The sequence below is a fragment of the Nocardia sp. NPDC051052 genome (assembly GCF_044456045.1).
GTDB lineage: Bacteria > Actinomycetota > Actinomycetes > Mycobacteriales > Mycobacteriaceae > Nocardia.
The window spans coordinates 1-20,062 of sequence record NZ_JBITFL010000019.1 but is presented as its reverse complement, the minus strand read 5'-3'; the positions used below and the strand labels follow the sequence as shown (position 1 = coordinate 20,062).

The following is a 20,062-nucleotide window of genomic DNA, read 5'->3' as shown; positions in this document are numbered from 1 at the left end:
CAGTCCGCGGTCGGAGCGAATGACCTACGCGGCGCCGACTACGCGGACCGCATCCAGGTGCGCCGCGAGCAGGCGCACCCGCCGCCGCTGTTGCGCGGTGGTCTCCACCGGATGATGGATCTCGATACTGAGCTGGTCATCGAACGTGCTGATGATGATGGTGCCGCTCGGCTGCTGTAGCCGATGCCCGGCCTTGTCCGGCTTCGCGATCATAACGGTGCGAAAGTCGTTGATACACAGCCCTTCCGGTAGTCGCGGCCGGTCGATTCGGCCCCAGTTGGTGGCCAGCACGATGCCGGGAGCCCGCGGCGGCGGGCCGGACGCGATGTCGGGGATGTGCAGCGGGGTCTGCTGCACGACGCCGCTCGCGAGGCCGTTGCGCAGGGCGTCGCTGATGCCGCGAGCGAGGCCGATCAGTGTCGTGCCCGCGTCGCCGGTGGGCACGAAATCGGCGAAGCCGAGCACATTCGTGCCCTCGGTGTGGCCGATCGCGGGGGACACCCGGTTACGCAGGTCGACCGAGTAGGTGTAGCTGAGCTCGGTCAGCGGCAGCTCGCGCAGTTCGGCCTCGGTGAGCAGGATCGCGGCCGAGGCCAGCCCGTTGATCGTGGTGCCCTCGCGGTGCGCGAGGTCGGCGAGCGCGGCGGTCTCGCGCTTGTTCAGACGGCAGCGGGCCGTCAGTGGTAGTAGGTACGATTCGTCCGCCGCGACAGGTGCGGCGGCGCCGGGGGATTCGGTGACGATCAACGGCCGACTCGACACCGGCAGGCCGGACATCTTCTCGACGCACCTGGCGAGCAGCAGGTCCTCGACCGCGGCCGGAAAACGGTGCGAGCTGAGCGTCGGCGCGCGGCCGTCGCTGATTTCGGTGTAGCAGGACCACAGCTCGGCGAGTACCGCGAGCGAGTGGCAGGCGTCCGCGACGCTGTGGTGGGTCACCAGCGTTACCCCGGTGCTGTCGCCGTCCCGGACCACGCACAGCGCGGCGAGTGCCGCGCGCTGGTCCAATCGTGCGCCACTCAGCAACTGTTCGGGATCTCCGTCGACGACGGTGATTGTCGGTGCGCGGCCGGGCGATTCGACGAGGATATGGCCGCGCCCGTCGGGCTCCAGATGCGCGCCGAGCGCCGGATAAGCGCGCACCACCGCGTCGAACGCGGCGGACAGCGCCGCCAAATTCAACCGACCGGACAGTCGCATCGAGTATCCGACGAGAACCTCACTACCGGCAAAGATTTCTTCGCTCGGTGCCAACGGCCGGATGACGGTAGCCGTGGTCATGTCGAAATACCCTCCACATGAGACTGCCCATCGAGGCTAGCTCGAATACCGGGCCCTGCACGGCCTTTCGGGATCATCGCCGCTCAGTGGTACATCGCGCATACCGAACGAGCTGTTTCCCGTCGTTGCCACAACGAGACCATGCTCGGCGATCAGCCACTGACCACACACGCAGCGCAGGTAGTGGACGGAGCCGTGCGCGGATACGAGAGTCGGTGTCGGCCAGGAACAGGAGGGGCAGGTCAGGTCCATGCACACAGCGTGATGTAATGACCTAGTGCATTTCAACCCTTACGGCGGCGCGGCCGCCGAACTGGCCGCTCGGCTGGTGAACGCGGGCCGGGGCCAGGATCTGCGGGAGTTATTGGCCGCGGCGGATTACAAACCGATCGGTTCTCTCAATACGGCCCAGGCCGCGGAACTACGCCGCTGGATCGATGAACTCGGCGCGGTGTTCGACCACCCCACGGTGGATCGGCTCAACGCGTTGCTCGCGAAAACGACCAGTCAGCCCTATATCTCGACGCACGACGACCGGATGCCGCATATGCACTTCGCCCGAGAGACCGCGCCGGTCGACGAACGAGTCAAGGCCTACACCGCCGTCGGCCTGGCCACGTTGTTCTGTGACGACCCCGAGCGCATCGGCAGGTGCGCCCGTGCCGGATGTGACACCGTCTTCATCGACACCTCCCGCAATGGCAGGCGTCGCTTCTGCTCGTCGCAGTGCTCGAACCGGGTGCACGTGGCCGAGCATCGGTCGCGGCGCGCGAGCTGAGCCTCAATACGCCTTGTCCGCCGCCACGATCCGGCCGGATTCGATTGCGGCGAGCAGGGTTTGGTGATCGATCGTGGTCTGATCGGCATAGGCGACGGCGAAATCGATCATCGCGCGATCGAAGGTGTCACCCGCCCCGAGATACGACGCGATAGCGACCCGGTCGCCGGAACGGGCGTGCGCGCGGGCCAGCGTATGGCCGCACAGTGCCGCGTAGTCGCGCAGATAGGACCGCGACATTTCCTCGATGACCGGGGAACCCTTCATGTCGCGCAGCTGGCGCCAGTAGTAGTGCCTATTGTCCGCGCCGCTGGCCCAACCGAGGAAGATGTCGCTCGCGGCCTGGATGAGCCGCTGCCCGTGCACCACTCGATGTCCCTGGTTACGGAACTTGCTCGCCGCGGTGTGTGGCGCGAGCACCGACTGCTCGGCCTCCTTCACCTGCAGAAACAGCGGGCTGCCATTCACCCGCCCGGCGAGCAGAGCGACGAAGCAGCGGGTGCCGACGCTGCCGACACCGACCACTTTGACTGCCAGATCGAGCATTTCGTGCCGATCGAGCAGCACCCGGCGCTCCTCGGCCAGGGAGCGGCGATAGTCGCTGAACACCTTCTGGATCGTCGCGGCGTCGATCTCCCCGATCGGGATCAGCAGCGGCGGGCGGTGCCGGATACGGGGGACGCCGTCGGCATCGGGCTCGGTCAGCTTCTCCAGCGCCTGCAGGTTGGTGCGTGCCCGCGCCTCGGCGAGCGCCTGCTCGACGCCCTTGCGGCGCTTGGGTTTCTGCGCCAGCGTCGCCAATTGGTCGGCGTCGATCTTCTCGTACCAGACGGTCAATTCGCCGAGTCCGGACAGCCGGATCATCGCCTCCCGGTAGGCCATGGCCGCGGCGCCGACCGCGGCCTCGGCGTCGGTGTCGGCGAAGCCGTTGGCGCGCGCGGCGACCGCGATGCTGGCGGCCAGCCGCTTGACGTCCCATTCGAAGGGGCCGGGCAGGGTCTCGTCGAAATCGTTCAGGTCGAAGACCAGCGCGCGTTCCGGCGAGGCGAACAGGCCGAAATTGGACAGGTGCGCGTCACCGCACAGCTGGACGGTCAGCCCGGTGTTGGGGGAAGCCGCGAGGTCGGCGGTCATGATCGCGGGCGCGCCACGCAGGAACGGGAATTCGCCGGCGGCCATCCGGGCGTATCGGATGGGCACCAGCTCGGGCACCCGGGTCTCGGCCTGGCGTTCGAGCACGGCGATCGGGTCCGCGCGGTCGGCGGGCGGCTCCCATATCCCCAGCGTGCGTCGCCCGACCCGCTTGCGCGCCCGGCGGCCCAGCTCGGCCGCGCCCCGTTCCACAATCGCCAAGGTGTCCGCCATCGTGCCAGTTTGTCATCCGACGGCAACTGTCGAGCAAATTTGCTAGGAGTGTCGACCTCGGTCGCGCCACCAGGACAGGAAGACGATCACACCGAGCACCAGCATCGCGAGGGTGATCGCCGCGCGGAGCGGACCCACCGGGATCACCGCGACGTTCAGGTCGTAGAGGATGTGCGCGGCAATGAACGGCCAGATCAGCCGCACGCGCAGGTACGCGTAGCGCAGCAGCGCGCACCAGACCAGGACCATCAGTATCGCGGCGGGGCCGTAGTAGAGATGGAAAGGTAGTCGCAGCGCCATGAGCACCGCAAGCTGCGCGGGCCAAGCCCAGCGCAGGCGCAGCATGATGGCCATCGGCAAGGCGAGCAGCATGGTCTCCTCGACCAATCCGGCGCGCAGACTCCAGGTCACGCCGTCCCAGGCCGACATCGCGCCGAGGGGGTTGCCGTCCTCGCCGGTGACCCATTCGGGGAAGGTACCGAGGCCCAACAGGCCGAGCCAGATGGCGAGGTAGCCCGCGCCCGTCGCGCCGAGGAAGCCCGCGCGGGCCCGCGAACCCGCACGCAGACCGAGTTCGGCGCCGGTCAGACCCAGCCAGCGGTGTGCGACCCAAAGCGCCAGCGCGGCGAACGGGAAGGCGGTCCAGCCCGCGATGCGGTAGGTGTCGGCGGGGAGACCGGTCCACCGCGGGTCGGTTCGGTGCACCAGCAAGACGATGGCGACAACCGTGGGTGCGCCGAAGGTCAGGACAAAGGCGATGGTTTGCAGAATCCAGGCTTTGACCGCCCACGATTTATCGCTGGTCGAAATTTCGACGGATTGTGAAGTCATCGCGCCTTTCTCGGCGATGGGGGCGTTAAGGATGACCGGAAATTAGCACATGAATTCGGCATCACCGCATCGCTATGTGTGCAAGTCGAAACTCGCCTTTGTGGATGCTCAATTGTTATGTAATGCAGCGCTATGCGATTTGTGCTGTCGGATGGCGCAACTCGCATTCCGTTCACGATGGTCGCGCGAAAGGGTTTGATCCGACGACGGTTGTATCGTTGAAAATGTCATCTGCACAATACATTTCGGTCCACGGCTGTTAAGCATTTCGATGGCCGCGCCGATCGGACTCGAAAGGTTCTCCGAGAACAGTAATCGTTGCTTTGCTGTGGATGGCGGTTCCTGCCGGACGCCTTCGCGAAACGGAAGACGACACCGGTCGGGATCCGGCACCGCGACATCGGGTTCGGCAATTCGGGTCGAGCGGTTGCGCATCGGCGGACTGTGATCAACAGTGGTTGTTCAACGGTGTAGTGACGGGAGGCCGGCATGGACCACGCTGAGGTGGTTGTCGTCGGTGCCGGATATGCGGGACTGGCCGCGGCGCGGGCGCTGCGGGCGGCCGGACGCGAGATCGTCGTGCTGGAGGCCAGCGGGCGGGTCGGCGGCCGGGCGCAGACCGACCGGATCGCGGACGAATGGGCCGTGGATCTCGGCGCCCAGTGGATCTCCGGCGGCCACACCCGATTCGCCGCGCTGGCGCGGGAGTACGGCGCCGAGACGTACGCCGCACCGTCCGACGGCGCGAATCTGCTGGTAGAGGGCGCCGTCCGGCACTCATTCGACGGCGCGCGGCCGCCGCTGCCGCCGCTCGTGCTCGTCGTTCTCGGGCAGGCCATGTGGCGGATCGAGCGGCTGGCCGCGCGCATCGACCTCGCGCGTCCGTGGACCGCCCCGGGCGCTGATCGGCTCGACGCGATGACCGCGGCCACCTGGCTGCGCCGCAACCTGCCCGAACGCCGGGCCAGGCATCTCGCCGAGGTGATGATCGGTGAGGAGTTGTGCGTCGACGTCGGCAGCGTCTCGATGCTCGCCCTGCTGACCACTATTCGCGCTGCGGGTGGCGTCGACGCGGGTGCGACGGCGGAGACGGTCACCCGACTGTTCGTCGACGGCGCCGACGGACCCGCTCGTTCGATCGCCGCCGAGCTGGCCGACGTGCTGCGATTGCACGCTCCGGTCACCTCGATTCAGCAAGTGGCGCAAGGTCTTTCGGTAAGCGGCGAGTTCGGTGCGGTGCGCGCCGCGCAGGTGATCGTCGCGCTGCCGCCCGCACTGGCCGGTCGGATCGCCTACGACCCGCCACTGCCCGCCGCCCGCGACCACCTGACCCAGCGGATGCCGATGGGGTCGGTGCTGAAGGCATTCGCCGTCTATGAGCGGCCATTTTGGCGCGATGATCGACTAACCGGCCAGGCACTGAACCTGCACGATCCGGTCCCGGTCACCTTCGATGCCACCCGCCCCGGCGGCCCAGGCTGCCTCGGCGCCCTCATCCCCGGTCGCGCGGCCCATCGCCTCGCCGCGCTCTCCGCCGACGAACGCCGGACGATGATCGTCGGCTCGCTCGTCCGCGCCTTCGGTCATGCGGCGCGTGCGCCGATCGACTGGCGCGAGAAGGTCTGGGCCGACGATCCGTACACCCGTGGCGGGTACGGCGCGTTTTTCCCACCCGGTGTGCTGACCAGTATCGGTTCGGCGCTGCGTCAACCGATCGGCGCGATTCATTGGGCCGGCAGCGAAACCGCCACAGAATGGGCCGGCTACGTGGAGGGTGCGGTCCGTTCCGGCGAACGTGCGGCCGGTGAGGTGCTCGCGGCATATCGGGCTACCGCCGTGGGTTAGCGCGCCGATCCCGGTGTCGGACTATGGTTTCCAGGCGTCCGACGATGCGAACTGGACGCATGACCAAATATGAGTTGAATCATAGGCTGAATGAGAATGCCTGTATATATCCGTTAACGCTTTCCTGACGGGCCCCGCTGTTCCTGGACCAAAAAGGCGCTCTTGACCTCGGTGAATGGCGGATAGTGATCTCCGTTATGTTGACTGAGATTCTGCGCTAGGCGAACTATGGACCGCATGGCACATTCAGCAAATTTTCAGCAAAGTCTGGGGTGGCTGAGTCGCACCTTCCCGGCCGCGCTGCTGGTGTTGTGCACAGTGCTGGTCGGCGGATTGCTCGCCGGGCCCGGCGCGGCTACCGCGGACTCGGACCTGCCCGGCTGTACCACCGACTCGTCGGTACCCAATGAACTGACGGTCACGTGTGACCCCGGCTCCGGTGTCGGCGAGCACGCCTTCATCCGCTGCCGCGACCTGCTCGGCATGCCGCACACTCACATCGGCGCCACCATCGGTACCGATGGTGGCTGGTCCAGGGCGAATTGCGCCCCGGCCGAAACCGGTCCGGTCTGATCCGGGCGGGGACTCGACCCCGATATCGCCTGCCGCGCCGGAGCCCGCGAACTCTCGACTACCAGGGCCATGGGCGCATCCAACCAGCACGTCCCTAGCGACGGGTTCACGGAGAGGCTCCAAATGCGTGTAGTCACCAAGGAACGCCAGCGCGAAACCAAAGCATCCGCCAAACACCGCAAGAGCGTCGAGAAGTCCCGGCGCGGCATGTACGCCGCAGCCACTTTCGCCTCGATGGCGACCGCGATGATCGGCGCCGGTCACGCCAGCGCCGATATCGAGTTGCCGCCACCGCCCGCCGATCTGAACGGCGTGCTGTCCGGCGCCGGTGATGTGGCGGGGCAGGTGCTCGATCCCGGCCAGCAAGGCGCGCTCGATGACGCACTCGGTGCCGCGAGCGCGGCAAGTGCGAATACTCCGTTCGGTGACCAGGTGAACTCCGCGATCGACACCTATCGCGCCGGTGGTGCACCGCCACCCGGACCGGAGTGGCTCGGTGGTGGAGGCGCAGGCCTGGGTGCCCCCGCCGCGGCCGCCGCCGAGGTGGCAGGCCGCGTTCCCGCACCTGTCGCCGACCTTGCGGCAACTGTCGCGCAAATCGCGGGTTCGGGCATGCAGCTCGACCAGCTGGCCACCTGGGCAAACACCACGTTTCCCGACGGTCCGATGCGCGGCCCGGTGAACGACCTGCTGGCCTTCGTCGAGCAGGCCACCGAGCTGGCCGGCACGCGCCGCAGTGGCACGACCCCGGCCATCGACGACCTGATCGACCAGGCACGCACGCTCTTCGGCTTCCCCAAAGACGGACCCGATCCGGTCAAGGGCCTGCGCGACATGCTCACTCCGGCGGTGGGACAACAGGATCCCGTCGCCCAGCAACTGCCGCCCGGACTGCTCGCGATCGCCGCGCCGGTCATCGGCCTCTTCGCGCCCCAACTCGCGGGCATGGCGCCGGTGCTCGCGTTCCTCGCGCCGCTGATTGCGCTGGCCTCGAACCCGGCGGCCGCGATCGGCGCGGTCTTCACCGAGATCCGGGAGGCGGTGCGCGGTCTGGTGTCCGATGCCAGGCATCCGGCGGCGCTGCCGCTGCTCGCGCTGCCGGTGATCGCGGTACTCGCGATCGTGCCGCTGCTCTTCGCCGGCGGCATCGGGGTGGCGGCCGTACTCGCCCTCGGTGCGGTGATACTCGGCGCGATTGTGTTGGCGCCGTTGGTGATCGGTGCGCTGATCATCGGCGGCCTGGTGCTGGCGGTGCTGGCCATCCCGGTGCTGATCGTGCTGGCGGTGATCGCGATTCCGGTGCTGCTCATCGCGATTCCGGTGGCCATCGTCGCGTTCTCGGTGCTGGCGCCGGTCATCCTGGTCGGTGGCATCGCCGCGATCGTGGTGGCCATCGTCGGCGGAATCGCCCTCGCCGTACTGGCATTGGCCGGTGGACTGGCTTTCAGCATCGTCGGCTTCGCCGTGCTGGCCGTGGCCGCGCTGTTGGCCACCGTCTTCGTGCCCGTCCTCGGCCTGGTGCTCGCGCCGCTGTTGTTCGGCGGCGTACTCGCCTTCCTGGTCGTCAGCCTCATCGCCACGGCCGTTGCCTTCTTCGGCGTGCTCGGTGTCGCCGGACTCGCCACCGCCGCACTGATTGTCGGCGTCGGCCTGCTGTCGCTGCTGACTCCGTTCGGGCTCATCGCCATTCCGATCGTGATCGCACTCGCGGCCGTCGCCCTGGTGGCGTTCGGCGCGGTCGGCCTCGCGGGCGGTGTGATCCTCGCCGTGGTGGCGCTCGCCGGGTTGCTGGTGCTCTCGGTGGTGGCCGGGGCCGCGGTGACCGTGCTGTTCGCGCTTGCCGTGGTGGCGACCGCGATTCAGCTCGTCGCGGCCGCGGTGTTCTGGGCCGGGCTCGCCGCGGCGGGCATCGTGTTCGCCGCGCTCGGTGCGGTGGGCGTCGCGCTGGCGGTGGTCGGCGGACTGATCGCCACCCTCGCGCTGGTCTTCGCCATCCCGGTCCTCGGGCCGCTGCTTGCCCCGCTGCTGTTCATCGGCCTGGTCGCCATTCCGGCGGCCATCGGGCTCGCGGTGCTGTTCGGCGGCTTCGGACTGATCGCGTTCTCGGTGTTCGCCTTGACCGGGACGGTGCTGCTGGGGATCGCGACGCTGGCCGGTGCGGCACTGCTCGCGACGCTCGCGTTCATGGTCACCATGCCCTACGCGATTCCGCTGATTCTGGTTGCCGCACTGGCCTTTTCGATCATCGCGGGCGTCGGCATCGGCGCGGTCGCCGCGGCGTTCGTGGTGGCGACCTGGGTGGGCGGCGGCGCCATCGTGCTCGGCCTCCTCGCGGTCGCACTCGCCGTGGTCGCCACGGTATTCGCCGGCGGGCTGGTCGTCGGGGTGCTGTCGTTCGTCATGCTGACCCTCGCGGCGTTCGCGGCGATCGTGATCAACGCACCGCTCGCGCTGCTCGCGATACCGCTGCTGTTCGGCGCGGTGCTGCTCGGCACGCTGGCGACCCTCGGCACGGTGGCCGTGGTCAGCACGCTGCTCGGCGGATTCGTCGCGGCGCTCGGACTCGGCCTGGTGGCCGCCTGGGTGTTCTTCGGCGTGCTCGCGCTCGGTGTTTTCGTGGCCGCGTCCGCGCTGTTCCCGCCGTTGCTGCTGATCACCGTGCCGCTCGCGGCCGCGGCCTTCGCGGTGATGGCGGTGCTGGCGATCGCGACACTCGCGGTCGGCGGAGTCGCGCTCGGCGCGATCCTGTCGGCGGGCTGGCTGATCGCGGCCGTGCTCGGGGTGGCGGCGGTGATCGCCACCGCCGCGGTCGCGGTGGTCGGGTTCGCACTCGCCGCCGTGCTCACGGTGCCGTTCTTGATCTTCGGGCCGTTCGCGGTGGTGGTGTCGACGGCGCTGTCGCCGATCATCGCACTCGCGCTGCTCGCGGTCTGGTCGCCGGTATTGGTGGCGGGACTCGTCGTCGCGGCCGTCGGGATCGGCATCGGCCTGCTCGGGCTCGCCGGTCTGCCGGTGCTGGCGGCGATCATCGGCGTCTCGGTGGTGGCCGTGACCACGGCGCTCGCGGTCACGCTGTTCGCAGGCAGCCTGCTGCTCGACTTCGCCACGCTCGGCCTCGTCGCGGCGGTACTCGCGCCGCTGGTCGCCTTGGCCGGACTCGGCGCGCTCGCGCTGCTGGCCCTCCCGGTGCTTGCCCTGCTCGCCGCGCCGGTGCTCGGCCTGGCCGCTCTCGGTGCGCTCGCCGTGGTCGCGCTACCGGTGCTGGCCGCGGTCGCGCTGCCCGTGCTCGGGCTTGCCGCACTCGGCGCGCTTGCCGTCGTGGCTATTCCGATCCTCGCGGTCCTCGCGTTGCCGGTCCTCGCCCTGCTCGCCCTCGTGGCGGTGCCGCTCCTCGCGCTGGCCGGATTGGCCGCGCTGGCGGTGACCCTGGTAGCCGGTGCGGTCGCCGGGGCCACGGCACTCGCGGTAGCGGTGCTCGGGATTCTCGCGATCGGTGCTCCGCTGGCACTGCTGGCGATCGTTCCGCTGCTGGCCCTGGCCGCGGTCGGTGCGCTCGCCCTGCTTGCGCTGCCGGTGCTGTTGATCGGTGGGGCCTTGGCCGCCGTGGTCGGTGTGCCACTCGCCGCGCTCGGTGCGCTGGCGCTGCTCGCGCTGCCGATCGTGCTGATCGGTGGTGCGCTGGTCGGATTGGCCGCCTTGATCGGTGTGCCGCTGGCGGCGGTGGGAGCGGTTGCGCTGCTGGCCATTCCGCTGCTGCTGGCCGCCGGTGCACTGGCCGCGGTAGCCGGTGTGGCGCTCGCAGCGGTCGCCGTTCCGGTCTTGCTGGCCGGCGCCGCGCTCGCCGCGATTATCGGCATTCCGGTGCTACTGGTCGGCGGTGGGCTGGCCGCCCTCGCGGCCGCGTTCGTCGCGGTGAAACTGCTGATCTGCCTGCCGCTGGCGCTCGGTGCGCTTGCCCTGCTCGCACTTCCGGTGCTCCTGGTCGGCGGTGCGCTGGCCGGACTGGTCGCGCTGGTGGGCGTGCCGCTCGCCGTAGTCGGTGCGCTTGCGCTGCTTGCTCTTCCGGTGTTGCTCGCCGGTGGAGCGCTGGCCGCGGTGATCGGCCTGCCGCTGGCAGCGCTCGGACTGTTCGCGCTGATCGAGATTCCGAAGTTGCTGATCGGTGCTGTGCTGACCGGCGCGGCGGCGGCGGTCCTGGCACCGCTTGCCGCGGTCGGTCTGGCCGCGCTGATTGCCGCACCGCTGGTCGGGCTCGCGGCGCTGATCGGTGCGCCGCTGGCCGCGCTGGGCGCCGCCGCGGCGGTGGCGCTCGCCCTCGCCCTCGCCGTGCTGCTCACCCCTGGTGCGCGGGTCGGCATCATCTCCGGCATCCGGGCCGCACTGGATCGCAATGGGCCGCTGGGTGCTTCGGGCGGCGGGACCGCCGCGACCGGAACGCAGTTCCTCGACGACATTCCCGACGACCCGAGCCTGGAGCAACTGGCGGCCTCGCTACAGCGACTGCTCGCTCCACTGCCGAGCACCCCTGCCCCCGCGCCGGTCGCGTTCGCCGACCTGCCCTACACCGGAAAGGGGGCCGCCGAAGCGGTGGCGCACGATCGCGCCTCGCGCCTCGTCAGCATCTCACTGTGACGAATCCTGCTCTGTGCCAAGCCATCCAGCTCTAGCCAAGGAGATCAGACATGACGAACGCCACCGAAACCCTGCACCTGGAGTACCTCTACGGCCCGCAGTGGCAGGACGCGGTCCGCATCATCGAGCGCTCCGGCCAGTTGACCGCCGAGGAACGGGAAAAGCTGAACGCGGCGGCGAAGAAGCTGATGCAGGACAAGGTTTCGGCCCTGTCCAACGGCGCAGGCATGGAAGGCGGCCTCAGTGGCCTGCTGGCCGGGCTCGGCATGGGTGCGAATGCCCAGACGGTGGCGTCGCATCCGTTGAACATCGCGGCCGCGACGGCCAAGGCCTTCGGGCGATCCCGCAACGTGCAGCTCGCGGGCATGATCGCCGGTCAGGCCGTCTCGCCAACCGCGGCGGGCGCACCGGGTGACCTGAGCGGGCTGCTCGAGTCGTTCGGCTCGATCGGCGCGGTAACCGTGGTCGGTCAGGCCGTCACCGCGTCGGTGCTGAGCGACCTGGTCGGTCAGGGCGAATTCACTCAGGCGGTCTACGACGAGCTGATGCGGCCGTGGAGCAGCAATATCGACGTGTAGTCCGCGACGAGCACGAAAGGGGTTGGCACCATGTTCGATTCGCGAAACATCGGCTCCGGTGGCGTCGCCACCGATGCGCTCGGTGGTCTGCTCGACGTCCGATCGGCCCCAGTCACGTTCGGCTATTACGAACGCAATGAGGTCGCCGTCGCCAACGGCGTCGAGTGGAACACCCGGTCCCGGACCGCCCCGATCGGGTGGTGGAACCGGCACCGGCACGTACAGGCGGGGTGCGGCATGGCGATCGTCATGACGCTCGCCTTCGTGCCCGCCGTGCAGAACGCGGTCCTCACGGTGCTGACCCATGCTGGATAACGCGCGGAGGCGGCGGTCACGCCGAGGGGCAACCTCCCTCGGCGTGACCGCCATGGCCGTGCTGTTCTTGGTCGCCGCCGCGCTGTTGTGCGCGTGTTCGAGTGGCGGCTCGACCACCGCGATCCGCGACCGCGTCGCCGACGCGGACACCGCGGACTGCGCCCTCGGCGGCCAAGCCGTCGCGGGCCTGCGCGACACCTTCCGTCAGCTGTCCGAGCAGCTCGACGGCCTCGGCCCGGCCGCGTCTCGCGGCGACCTCGGCGACGTGAAAACCCGTGTCACCCATGGCATGTGGCTGTCCAACCAGGTCTCGAACACCCTCAACCCGGCGGTCGATCGCATCGGATCCCCGCTCATCGGCAGCGCCTACCGCGACGTCGCCACCGCGGGCGGTCAACTGCACAACTCACTGTCCGGCTTCGCCTCCGTGCTGGACAACGGCAACCCCGCCCAGCCGGTTGCCGACTCGGTGACCGCCGCGTTGACGTCCCTGAACTCCGCCATGGACCGCATGCGCCGCACCTGCCCCGCCGTGTTCGCCGAACCGAAGGGCCCGCAGTACGGTCCACCGCTCAGCGCCCGCTGAGCCGAATCAAGCTCCCGTCGAACGCCTTTCGAAGAGCCGATCCCTGGCGACGGACAGCGCGCGGGAGACGGCACCGGTGAGGACCCCATCGTCGCCGAGCGTGCTGGCGACGATGCGGGGGTGCAGCGGGCCGAGTTCGGCCATCCGGCGCGCGATCGCGTCGCCGAGTAGCTCGAGGTTGTTGCCGATACCGCCGCTGAGCACGACGAGTTCCGGGTCCAGGATCGAGGCGACGGCGGTGATGAGCGCGCCGATCCGCCGTCCCTCGGACTCGACCACCGCCAGAGCGCGTGGGTCGCCCGCGGCCGCCGCTGTGAAGATCTCCTTCGCGGAAGCCCCTGCGAGACCGGCCTGCTCGGCCGTACGCGCGACTCCGCCCGCGGCGGCGACGGTTTCGGTCATGCCGCGCTCGCGGGCATCGAGCGGGGGAGCGTCGACCTCGGTGGCGGGCAGGAACGAAACCTCGCCCGCCGCACCGGTATTGCCGACATAGAGCTCGCCGTTGATCACGATGCCCATGCCGACGCCGGTGCCGACCGAGATGAGCACGAAGTTGCGCACGCCGGCGCCCGCGCCGAAGGTGAGCTCGCCGACGGCGGCGAGATTGATGTCGTTCTCGATGGTCGATTCGACCGCGAGCGCGTCCCGCAGCTGACCGACCAGCCCGGCGCGGCCCCAGCCGGGCAGGTTCTGGGCGTAGTCGAGGCGGCCGGTGCGCGGATTGAGCACGCCGGGGCTGCCGATGACCGCGTAGTGCACAGCCGACCAGTCGACGCCGGACTCGTCGGCGACCTCGTCGGCCAGCGCGCGCACCCGCCGCACCAGATCGGCGGCCGAACGGGCCGAGTTGCGCACATCGCGGCGTCCGATGAAATCGCCGCGCAGGTCGGCGATGGCGAGGCGAATCCAGTTGCGGCCGATGTCTATGCCCGCAACCACCCCAGCGCGCACGTTCACGTCGTAGAGTGCGGTGGTCGGCCCCGGCCTGCCGCTGAGCGACCCGACCAACTGCACCAGCCCGGCCTGCTCCAGCCCCGAAAGCGCCGCCGACACAGTCGGTTTCGACAATCCGCTGGCCTTGGCCAGGTCACCGCGCGAGGCAGGCCCGCTAAGCCGCAGGTAGTCGAGCAGCAACCGCTCGTTCATCGTCCGAAGGAGCTGGGGATTGCCGACCCTACTCATCAATCCTCCTGCTCGTACCACTGGACACCACCGTGTTAGTAAACTACCTTTCTTACCAACGCTCAACCGGGCGCTCTCACTCTCCTCTCGGCACGGTGACCTCATGCGTCGAATTCAGCTCCTCACCGCGGCGGCGGCCGCACTCGTCCTGGCGGCAGGCTGTAGCTCCGGCGACAGCACCACAGACGCGAAATCGGGCGGCGACACCCCGACGATCGCGCTGCTGCTCCCGGAATCCAAGACCACCCGTTACGAAGCCTTCGATCGTCCGCTGTTCGAGGCGAAGGTCAAGCAGCTCTGCGACAAGTGCAAGGTGCTCTACTTCAATGCCGATCAAGACGCGGCAAAACAGCAGGGCCAGTTCGAATCCGCGCTCACCCAGGGCGCCGACGTCATCGTCTTCGACGCGGTCAACGCCGATGCCGTTGCGCCACAGGTGAACACGGCGCGGCAGAAGAAGATCCCGGTGATCGCCTACGACCGGCTGATCTCCGGCATCGGCTACGAGTACTACGTGTCCTTCGACAATGTGAAGGTCGGCAGGGTGCAGGGCGAGGCCCTGCTCGCCGAGTTGAGCAAGCGCGGCACCGCCGACAAGGGCCAGCTGGTGGTGATCAATGGATCGCCGACCGATCCCAGCGCGGGCGACTACAAGAAGGGCGCGCACGAGGCGCTGGACGGCAAGGTGAAGATCGGGCGCGAATTCGACACTCCCGATTGGTCTCCCGACAAGGCGCAGCAGCAGATGGAACAGGCCATCACCGCACTCGGCAAGGACGCGATCGTCGGCGTGTACTCGGCCAACGACGGCATGGCGGGCGGAGCCATCGCGGCGCTGAAGCGGGCAGGCTACGCGACGTTGCCCCCGCTCACCGGCCAGGACGCGGAACTCGCTGGGGTGCAACGGATTCTGACCGGCGAGCAGACCATGACCATCTACCTCGACTACCGCGCCCAGGCGGAGAAGGCGGCCGAACTCGCGGTGGCCGTCGCGAAGGGCGAAAAGCCGACGGCGCCCGCGAAAACCAACAATGGCGCGACCGACATCCCGTCGTATCTGCTCGACGCGATCGCGGTCGGCAAGGACAACATCAAGGACACCATCGTCAAGGACGGCCTATACACCGTCGCCGATATCTGCACGCCCGACGTGGCGGCGGCATGCCAGGCCGCGGGCATCAAATGACAGCTCCCACAACGGTTCTCTCGGCCCGCGGGCTGACCAAGCGCTACGGCGCGGTGCAGGCGCTGGACGGCGCGGATCTCGAGGTGCACGCCGGTGAGGTGGTCGCCCTGGTCGGCGACAACGGCGCGGGCAAATCGACTCTGGTAAAGGCGATTTCGGGCGTGACAGTGGCCGACGAGGGCGAGATCGTCTTCGGCGGTGCGGCGGTGCGGATCACCCGCCCGCAGGACGCGCAGGCCCTCGGCATCACGACCGTGTTCCAGGATCTCGCGCTGTGCGACAACCTCGACGTCGTCGCCAACCTGCATCTCGGTGCGGAGACCAGCATTTGCAGCGTGCTCGACGAGATCGAGATGGAACGCAGCGCCCGCGACCTGCTCGCCTCGCTCGACGTGAAGATCAAAGACGTCCGCTCGCCGGTGTCCGCGTTGTCCGGCGGGCAGCGGCAGTCGGTCGCCATCGCACGAGCGCTGCTCGGGCGGCCGCGGATGGTGATTCTCGACGAGCCGACCGCGGCGCTCGGGGTCGAACAGACCGCGCAGGTACTCGCGTTGATCGGCCGATTGCGCGAGCGCGGCCTCGGAGTGCTGTTGATTTCGCACAACCTGGTCGATGTGCGCTCGGTCAGCGACCGCGTGGTGGTGTTGCGGCTCGGCCGGAACGCAGGAGAATTCGAGACCGCTACAGCGACTCAAGAAGATATTGTGGCAGCGATCACGGGAGCGGCCGCATGAGAGAGCGAAGCGAACGAATCATGTCACAGCGTGCGTCGCTTATGACGGAACCGAGCGCCAGCCAGGTGGAGTCATGAGTGACGTCGTCATGAAAAGAACTGTCTGGCAGGGAAACCAAGGACGCGGCTTAGCCGACGCCGCAATGGACCGGCTACGTCGCGGCGAGGTCGGATCGGTACCGGTGGCAATCGGTCTGGCCATCATCGGCATCGTGTTCTACCGGCTCAACGCCCACTTCCTGTCCGCGGAGAACCTCACCAACCTGGCTCTGCAGATGGCCGCCACCGGAACCATCGCGCTCGGCATCGTGCTGGTGCTGCTGCTCGGCGAGATCGACCTCTCCGCCGGCTCGGTCAGCGGCTTGACGGCCGTGACAATGACGCTGCTCTACGTGCGGCACGGCTGGAATGTCGTGCTCGCGGTCCTCGCGGCCGTCGCGGTCGGTGCCGCGATCGGCCTGCTGCACGGGCTCATGCGCACGATGCTGAGCATGCCGTCGTTCGTCGTGACGCTGGCCGGCCTGATCGGCTGGCAGGGCATGATGCTGTATCTGCTCGGCAAGGAAGGCACCGTCAACCTGCCGTTCGATCGCGGCATCGCCACCATCAGCGACACCTGGCTGCCGTCCGTTCTCGGCTGGCTGCTGGTGGTGTTGCTCGCGGGCGGACACCTCGTCGCGAGCCTGGTCACCCGGCATCAACGGGTGCACGCGGGGCTCGACGCACCAACGCCGGTCTGGATCGTGGTGCGTTCCGGCGGGTTGGCCGTGCTGCTCGGCATCACCGTGGTCGTGCTGAATTCCGATCGCGGCGTGCCACTGACCCTGGTGATCTTCGGCGGACTTGTCCTCGCCCTCGACCTGATCCTGCGGCGCACGGTCTTCGGCCGCCGCATGTACGCGGTCGGCGGCAATGCCGAGGCGGCCCGCCGGGCAGGCATCAACGTCACCGCGATCCGCATCTACGCCTTCGTCGGCTGCTCCGTGCTGGCCACCCTCGGCGGCATCCTCGCCGCTTCCCGGCTGGTCGCGGTCAACCAGAGTTCCGGCGGCAGCGACATCTTGCTCAACGCGATCGCCGCCGCCGTGATCGGTGGCACCAGCCTGTTCGGCGGACGCGGCCGCGCCTACGCCGCGCTGTTGGGAATCCTTGTCATACAATCGATTACGAACGGAATGCTGCTGCTCAACGTGGACTCCTCGGTGCGCTTCATGGTCACCGGCGCCGTGCTCGCGATCTCGGTCGCCATCGACTCGGTCGCGCGACGCGGCGCCGAGGGAGCGCGCTGAGCGGAGGGCGATCTCACCATCGCCCGTCGGAGGGCGCCTGGGCGCGGCAGGGTTGTCCCGCGTCCAGGCGCTCCTGAACTTGCGGCGGCCTTCGTGTGCGCAGCGCACGGAGGCCGCCGCTGTGGTGTGTCCCAGCGAACATCCAGTAACAGACCTGGGCAAACGACCGACACGGTGGGGAAGTTCTTTTCGAGTTCGGTGCCGTGTGGGTCGGGGTTTTGGGAGTGTGTTCGTGGATCGCAGATCGATGTGGGTGGTTCGGGCTCGGGCGGTAGTGCTCGCGGCGTCGCTGTGTCTCGGCGTCGGCATCGCGGCCGGGGCACCGGCGCAGGCGACGGCGACGAGCGCGCAGTGGGTTGATACGCCCGCGGCGCCCGACGGGTCGGTGATCGCGCGGGTGGAGGAGCCCGACGGACGCAACATTCGGATCTGGGTGCGGTCGACGGCGATGGAGGGCGCGACCTTCCCGGTCGACATTCAGCGGCCCGCCGACACCTCGCAAGCCCGGCCGACGCTGTATCTGCTGAACGGCGCGGGCGGCGGTGTCGACGATGCCAGCTGGCAGCTGCGCACCAATGTCCTCGACTTCCTGTCGGACAAGAACATCAACGTGGTCCAGCCGGTCGGCGGGCAGTTCAGCTATTACACCGACTGGCTCGAGGACGATCCGGTACTCGGCCCCAACAAGTGGAAGACCTACCTCACCGAGGAATTGCCGCCGCTGATCGATGCGGCGCTCAGCACCAACAAGGTGAATGCGATCGCGGGACTGTCGATGGCGGGCACCTCGGTCCTCGCGCTGTCGATCGCGAAGCCCGAGCTGTATCGCAGCGTCGCCTCCTACAGTGGCTGCGCGCAGACCAGCGACCCGATCGGTCAGGCCTTCGTGCAGATGACGGTGGAACGCGGTGGCGGCACCGTCGCCAACATGTGGGGTCCGCCCGGCGATCCGGCGTGGGTGGCCAACGACCCGCTCGTGCACGCGGACAAACTGCGCGGCGTGAACCTGTTCGTCTCCAGCGGCAGCGGCCTGCCCGGCGCGCACGACACGCTCGACGGGCCGTTCCAGATCAAGCCCGGCGTCTCGCAGTGGGCCGACCAGCTGGTGGTCGGCGGCGCGATCGAGGCGGGCATCCGGATGTGCTCGGCGAACCTGCAATTCCGGTTGGACCAGCTGGGTATCCCGGCCACCTTCGACTTCACGCCGACTGGCACGCACTCGTGGGGCTACTGGCAGGACGCGTTCGTCGCCTCCTGGCCGGTGCTCGCCAAGGGGCTCTACAGCTGACGCACCCGCCGACCGCAGCCCTGTGATCTAGGTCATCCGACGTAGTAGGCTGCGGTCGGCACAGGGTGGGCTAAAGTGGTCGAACAGATGCAGATATGCGCATACGTGGCGGTGATGAAAGCGGGCGGCTAATGGGACATGAACACGAGCACGGGCACAGCCATGGCGGCGGCCACGGACACTCGCACGGGGTGTCCGGTGACGCCGATCGCCGCTGGCTGACGGTCGCGCTGGCGCTGATCGCCGGGTTCATGATGGTCGAGGTCGTGATCGGCCTGCTGGCGAATTCGCTGGCCCTGCTCTCGGACGCGGCACACATGCTGACCGACGCGGCGTCGATCGTGCTCGCGCTCACCGCGATTCGGCTCGCCGCCCGCCCCGCGCGCGGCAAATACACCTACGGCTTCAAGCGCGCCGAGATCCTGTCCGCGCAGGCGAACGGCATCACGCTGCTGGTGCTCGCGGGCTGGCTGACCTACGAGGCCATTCGACGGCTGCTCGATCCGCCGGAGGTGACCGGTGGGCTGGTGGTCGCCACCGCGCTCTTCGGCATCGTGGTGAATATTGCCGCGGCATGGGCGATCAGCAAGGCGAACCGCTCCAGCTTGAATGTGGAGGGCGCGTTCCAACACGTGCTCAACGATCTGTACGGCTTCATCGCGACCGCCGTCGCTGGCGTCGTCGTGCTGGTCACCGGATTCACCCGTGCCGACGCGATCGCCACCCTGGTCGTCGTCGCGCTGATGGTGAAGGCCGGCCTCGGCCTGGTCCGCGAGTCGGGCCGCATCTTCTTGGAAGCCGCACCCGCCGGCGTAGACCCGGACGCCCTCGGCCGCCGTCTCGTCGAGATGCCCGGCATCGACGAGGTGCACGACCTGCACGTCTGGCAGATCACCTCCGGCAACGTCGCCCTCTCCGCCCACGTCCTCGTCCAGCCCGGCGCCGACTGCCACGGCCTACGCCAGCAAATCGAACGCCTCCTCGACCACGACTACGAAATCACCCACACCACCCTCCAGGTCGACCACTCCCAACTGATCTCCACCACCCCACCCCCCAACCCCGACCGCCTACTCCCGGTCCTCGAAGAACACTGCGACGACTCCCACGGCCCAGTCCACCGCGAACGCGCCTAGGACCCCAAATCCCCACCCGCCCATGTGATCCGCCCTTTCGGGGTTCCCCAGAAAAGGTGCAGCTCCCGAGAAGGAGTGCGGATCTTGGGCGGTCCGGCGGGATGCACCTCGAAGGCCATCCCGGGGTAGGGACCTGAAACGGTCGAGATCCGCACTGTCTCTAGGGATCCGCACTGCCTCCAAGACCCTAAAGCGAGTGCAGATCCCCAGGGAGGGTGCGGATTTCGGGAGGGTGCGGGTTCCTTGGCCGTTGACAGTCAGGGTCTGCGACCGGTGGCGCTGATCCGGTCCATCGAAGCGCACGCGCCGAACCCACAGACCCCCCATACCTCCCACAGACACCTCACGTGAGGTGTCTGTGGGAGGTATGGGGGTCTGTGAATCCCCCCGTATACCAGCAGGTTTCACCACCGCAGAGCAGACCCAAGCAGCGACAGCCCGATCCTCGGGCCAGAACCTAGCCG

The 20,062-nt window shown here is 68.5% G+C and carries 16 protein-coding genes; 12 read left to right on the top strand and 4 right to left on the bottom strand.

Going from position 1 to position 20,062, the window contains the following annotated elements:
- Positions 1-24: 24 nt before the first annotated feature.
- On the bottom strand, positions 25-1,281 hold the full coding sequence (locus ACIBCN_RS40450; protein WP_396997648.1) for a hypothetical protein: 1,257 nt from the start codon (positions 1,279-1,281) through the stop codon (positions 25-27).
- 277 nt (positions 1,282-1,558) lie between these two features.
- Here ACIBCN_RS40450 and ACIBCN_RS40445 point away from each other — a divergent pair, with 277 nt between their 5' ends.
- Complete coding sequence (locus tag ACIBCN_RS40445; protein WP_396997646.1) at positions 1,559-2,059, top strand: CGNR zinc finger domain-containing protein; 501 nt, start codon at positions 1,559-1,561, stop codon at positions 2,057-2,059.
- Between the two features lie 3 nt (positions 2,060-2,062).
- Here ACIBCN_RS40445 and ACIBCN_RS40440 read toward each other — a convergent pair whose 3' ends face one another.
- Positions 2,063-3,424 (bottom strand): DUF2252 domain-containing protein, encoded by a 1,362-nt coding sequence (locus tag ACIBCN_RS40440; RefSeq protein WP_396997645.1) that lies wholly within the window; start codon positions 3,422-3,424, stop codon positions 2,063-2,065.
- A gap of 42 nt (positions 3,425-3,466) precedes the next feature.
- Positions 3,467-4,255: a CPBP family intramembrane glutamic endopeptidase gene (locus tag ACIBCN_RS40435; protein WP_396997643.1), complete on the bottom strand. Its 789-nt coding sequence runs from the start codon at positions 4,253-4,255 to the stop codon at positions 3,467-3,469.
- A 489-nt stretch (positions 4,256-4,744) separates the two neighbouring features.
- Here ACIBCN_RS40435 and ACIBCN_RS40430 point away from each other — a divergent pair, with 489 nt between their 5' ends.
- The 6 genes from ACIBCN_RS40430 to ACIBCN_RS40405 all read left to right on the top strand — a co-directional run bounded on the left by ACIBCN_RS40430 (position 4,745) and on the right by ACIBCN_RS40405 (position 12,784).
- Complete coding sequence (locus tag ACIBCN_RS40430) at positions 4,745-6,100, top strand: flavin monoamine oxidase family protein (RefSeq protein ID WP_396997642.1); 1,356 nt, start codon at positions 4,745-4,747, stop codon at positions 6,098-6,100.
- 237 nt (positions 6,101-6,337) lie between these two features.
- Positions 6,338-6,673: a hypothetical protein gene (locus ACIBCN_RS40425; RefSeq protein WP_396997640.1), complete on the top strand. Its 336-nt coding sequence runs from the start codon at positions 6,338-6,340 to the stop codon at positions 6,671-6,673.
- A 123-nt stretch (positions 6,674-6,796) separates the two neighbouring features.
- Positions 6,797-11,305, top strand: coding sequence for a hypothetical protein (locus ACIBCN_RS40420; protein ID WP_396997638.1), 4,509 nt, complete (start codon positions 6,797-6,799; stop codon positions 11,303-11,305).
- A 50-nt stretch (positions 11,306-11,355) separates the two neighbouring features.
- Positions 11,356-11,883 carry a hypothetical protein gene (locus ACIBCN_RS40415; protein WP_396997636.1) on the top strand — a complete coding sequence of 176 codons (528 nt, stop codon included), beginning with the start codon at positions 11,356-11,358 and terminating at the stop codon, positions 11,881-11,883.
- Between the two features lie 30 nt (positions 11,884-11,913).
- Positions 11,914-12,198, top strand: a complete 285-nt coding sequence (locus tag ACIBCN_RS40410) for a hypothetical protein (RefSeq protein ID WP_396997634.1) — start codon at positions 11,914-11,916, stop codon at positions 12,196-12,198.
- A gap of 43 nt (positions 12,199-12,241) precedes the next feature.
- Positions 12,242-12,784 carry a hypothetical protein gene (locus tag ACIBCN_RS40405; RefSeq protein ID WP_396997632.1) on the top strand — a complete coding sequence of 181 codons (543 nt, stop codon included), beginning with the start codon at positions 12,242-12,244 and terminating at the stop codon, positions 12,782-12,784.
- Positions 12,785-12,790: 6 nt separating this feature from the next.
- Here ACIBCN_RS40405 and ACIBCN_RS40400 read toward each other — a convergent pair whose 3' ends face one another.
- The gene (locus tag ACIBCN_RS40400; RefSeq protein ID WP_396997630.1) at positions 12,791-13,966 is read right to left on the bottom strand and encodes an ROK family protein; all 1,176 of its coding nucleotides are present in this window, start codon (positions 13,964-13,966) and stop codon (positions 12,791-12,793) included.
- Between the two features lie 103 nt (positions 13,967-14,069).
- Between ACIBCN_RS40400 and ACIBCN_RS40395 the strand changes: the two genes are divergently transcribed.
- From ACIBCN_RS40395 to ACIBCN_RS40375, 5 genes are all read left to right on the top strand, one after another.
- On the top strand, positions 14,070-15,152 hold the full coding sequence (locus ACIBCN_RS40395) for a sugar ABC transporter substrate-binding protein (RefSeq protein ID WP_396997629.1): 1,083 nt from the start codon (positions 14,070-14,072) through the stop codon (positions 15,150-15,152).
- Entirely contained in the window at positions 15,149-15,886 is a 738-nt protein-coding gene (locus ACIBCN_RS40390) for an ATP-binding cassette domain-containing protein (RefSeq protein WP_396997627.1), read from the top strand. The genes ACIBCN_RS40395 and ACIBCN_RS40390 overlap by 4 nt, the downstream gene beginning before the upstream one ends.
- A gap of 73 nt (positions 15,887-15,959) precedes the next feature.
- Positions 15,960-17,174 (top strand): sugar ABC transporter permease, encoded by a 1,215-nt coding sequence (locus tag ACIBCN_RS40385; RefSeq protein ID WP_396997625.1) that lies wholly within the window; start codon positions 15,960-15,962, stop codon positions 17,172-17,174.
- Positions 17,175-17,421: 247 nt separating this feature from the next.
- A complete protein-coding gene (locus ACIBCN_RS40380; RefSeq protein ID WP_396997821.1) occupies positions 17,422-18,462 on the top strand; it encodes an alpha/beta hydrolase in 1,041 nt (346 codons plus the stop codon).
- 131 nt (positions 18,463-18,593) lie between these two features.
- A complete protein-coding gene (locus ACIBCN_RS40375; RefSeq protein WP_396997623.1) occupies positions 18,594-19,598 on the top strand; it encodes a cation diffusion facilitator family transporter in 1,005 nt (334 codons plus the stop codon).
- Positions 19,599-20,062: the final 464 nt, after the last annotated feature.

Bases quoted from the DNA above. Each gene is read 5' to 3' on its own strand.
- ACIBCN_RS40450 (WP_396997648.1), bottom strand. From the start codon at position 1,281: ATGACCACGGCTACCGTCATCCGGCCGTTGGCACCGAGCGAAGAAATC.
- ACIBCN_RS40440 (WP_396997645.1), bottom strand. From the start codon at position 3,424: ATGGCGGACACCTTGGCGATTGTGGAACGGGGCGCGGCCGAGCTGGGC.
- ACIBCN_RS40435 (WP_396997643.1), bottom strand. From the start codon at position 4,255: ATGACTTCACAATCCGTCGAAATTTCGACCAGCGATAAATCGTGGGCG.
- ACIBCN_RS40430 (WP_396997642.1), top strand. From the start codon at position 4,745: ATGGACCACGCTGAGGTGGTTGTCGTCGGTGCCGGATATGCGGGACTG.
- ACIBCN_RS40425 (WP_396997640.1), top strand. From the start codon at position 6,338: ATGGCACATTCAGCAAATTTTCAGCAAAGTCTGGGGTGGCTGAGTCGC.
- ACIBCN_RS40420 (WP_396997638.1), top strand. From the start codon at position 6,797: ATGCGTGTAGTCACCAAGGAACGCCAGCGCGAAACCAAAGCATCCGCC.
- ACIBCN_RS40415 (WP_396997636.1), top strand. From the start codon at position 11,356: ATGACGAACGCCACCGAAACCCTGCACCTGGAGTACCTCTACGGCCCG.
- ACIBCN_RS40410 (WP_396997634.1), top strand. From the start codon at position 11,914: ATGTTCGATTCGCGAAACATCGGCTCCGGTGGCGTCGCCACCGATGCG.
- ACIBCN_RS40400 (WP_396997630.1), bottom strand. From the start codon at position 13,966: ATGAGTAGGGTCGGCAATCCCCAGCTCCTTCGGACGATGAACGAGCGG.
- ACIBCN_RS40395 (WP_396997629.1), top strand. From the start codon at position 14,070: ATGCGTCGAATTCAGCTCCTCACCGCGGCGGCGGCCGCACTCGTCCTG.
- ACIBCN_RS40390 (WP_396997627.1), top strand. From the start codon at position 15,149: ATGACAGCTCCCACAACGGTTCTCTCGGCCCGCGGGCTGACCAAGCGC.
- ACIBCN_RS40385 (WP_396997625.1), top strand. From the start codon at position 15,960: ATGAGTGACGTCGTCATGAAAAGAACTGTCTGGCAGGGAAACCAAGGA.
- ACIBCN_RS40380 (WP_396997821.1), top strand. From the start codon at position 17,422: ATGTGGGTGGTTCGGGCTCGGGCGGTAGTGCTCGCGGCGTCGCTGTGT.
- ACIBCN_RS40375 (WP_396997623.1), top strand. From the start codon at position 18,594: ATGGGACATGAACACGAGCACGGGCACAGCCATGGCGGCGGCCACGGA.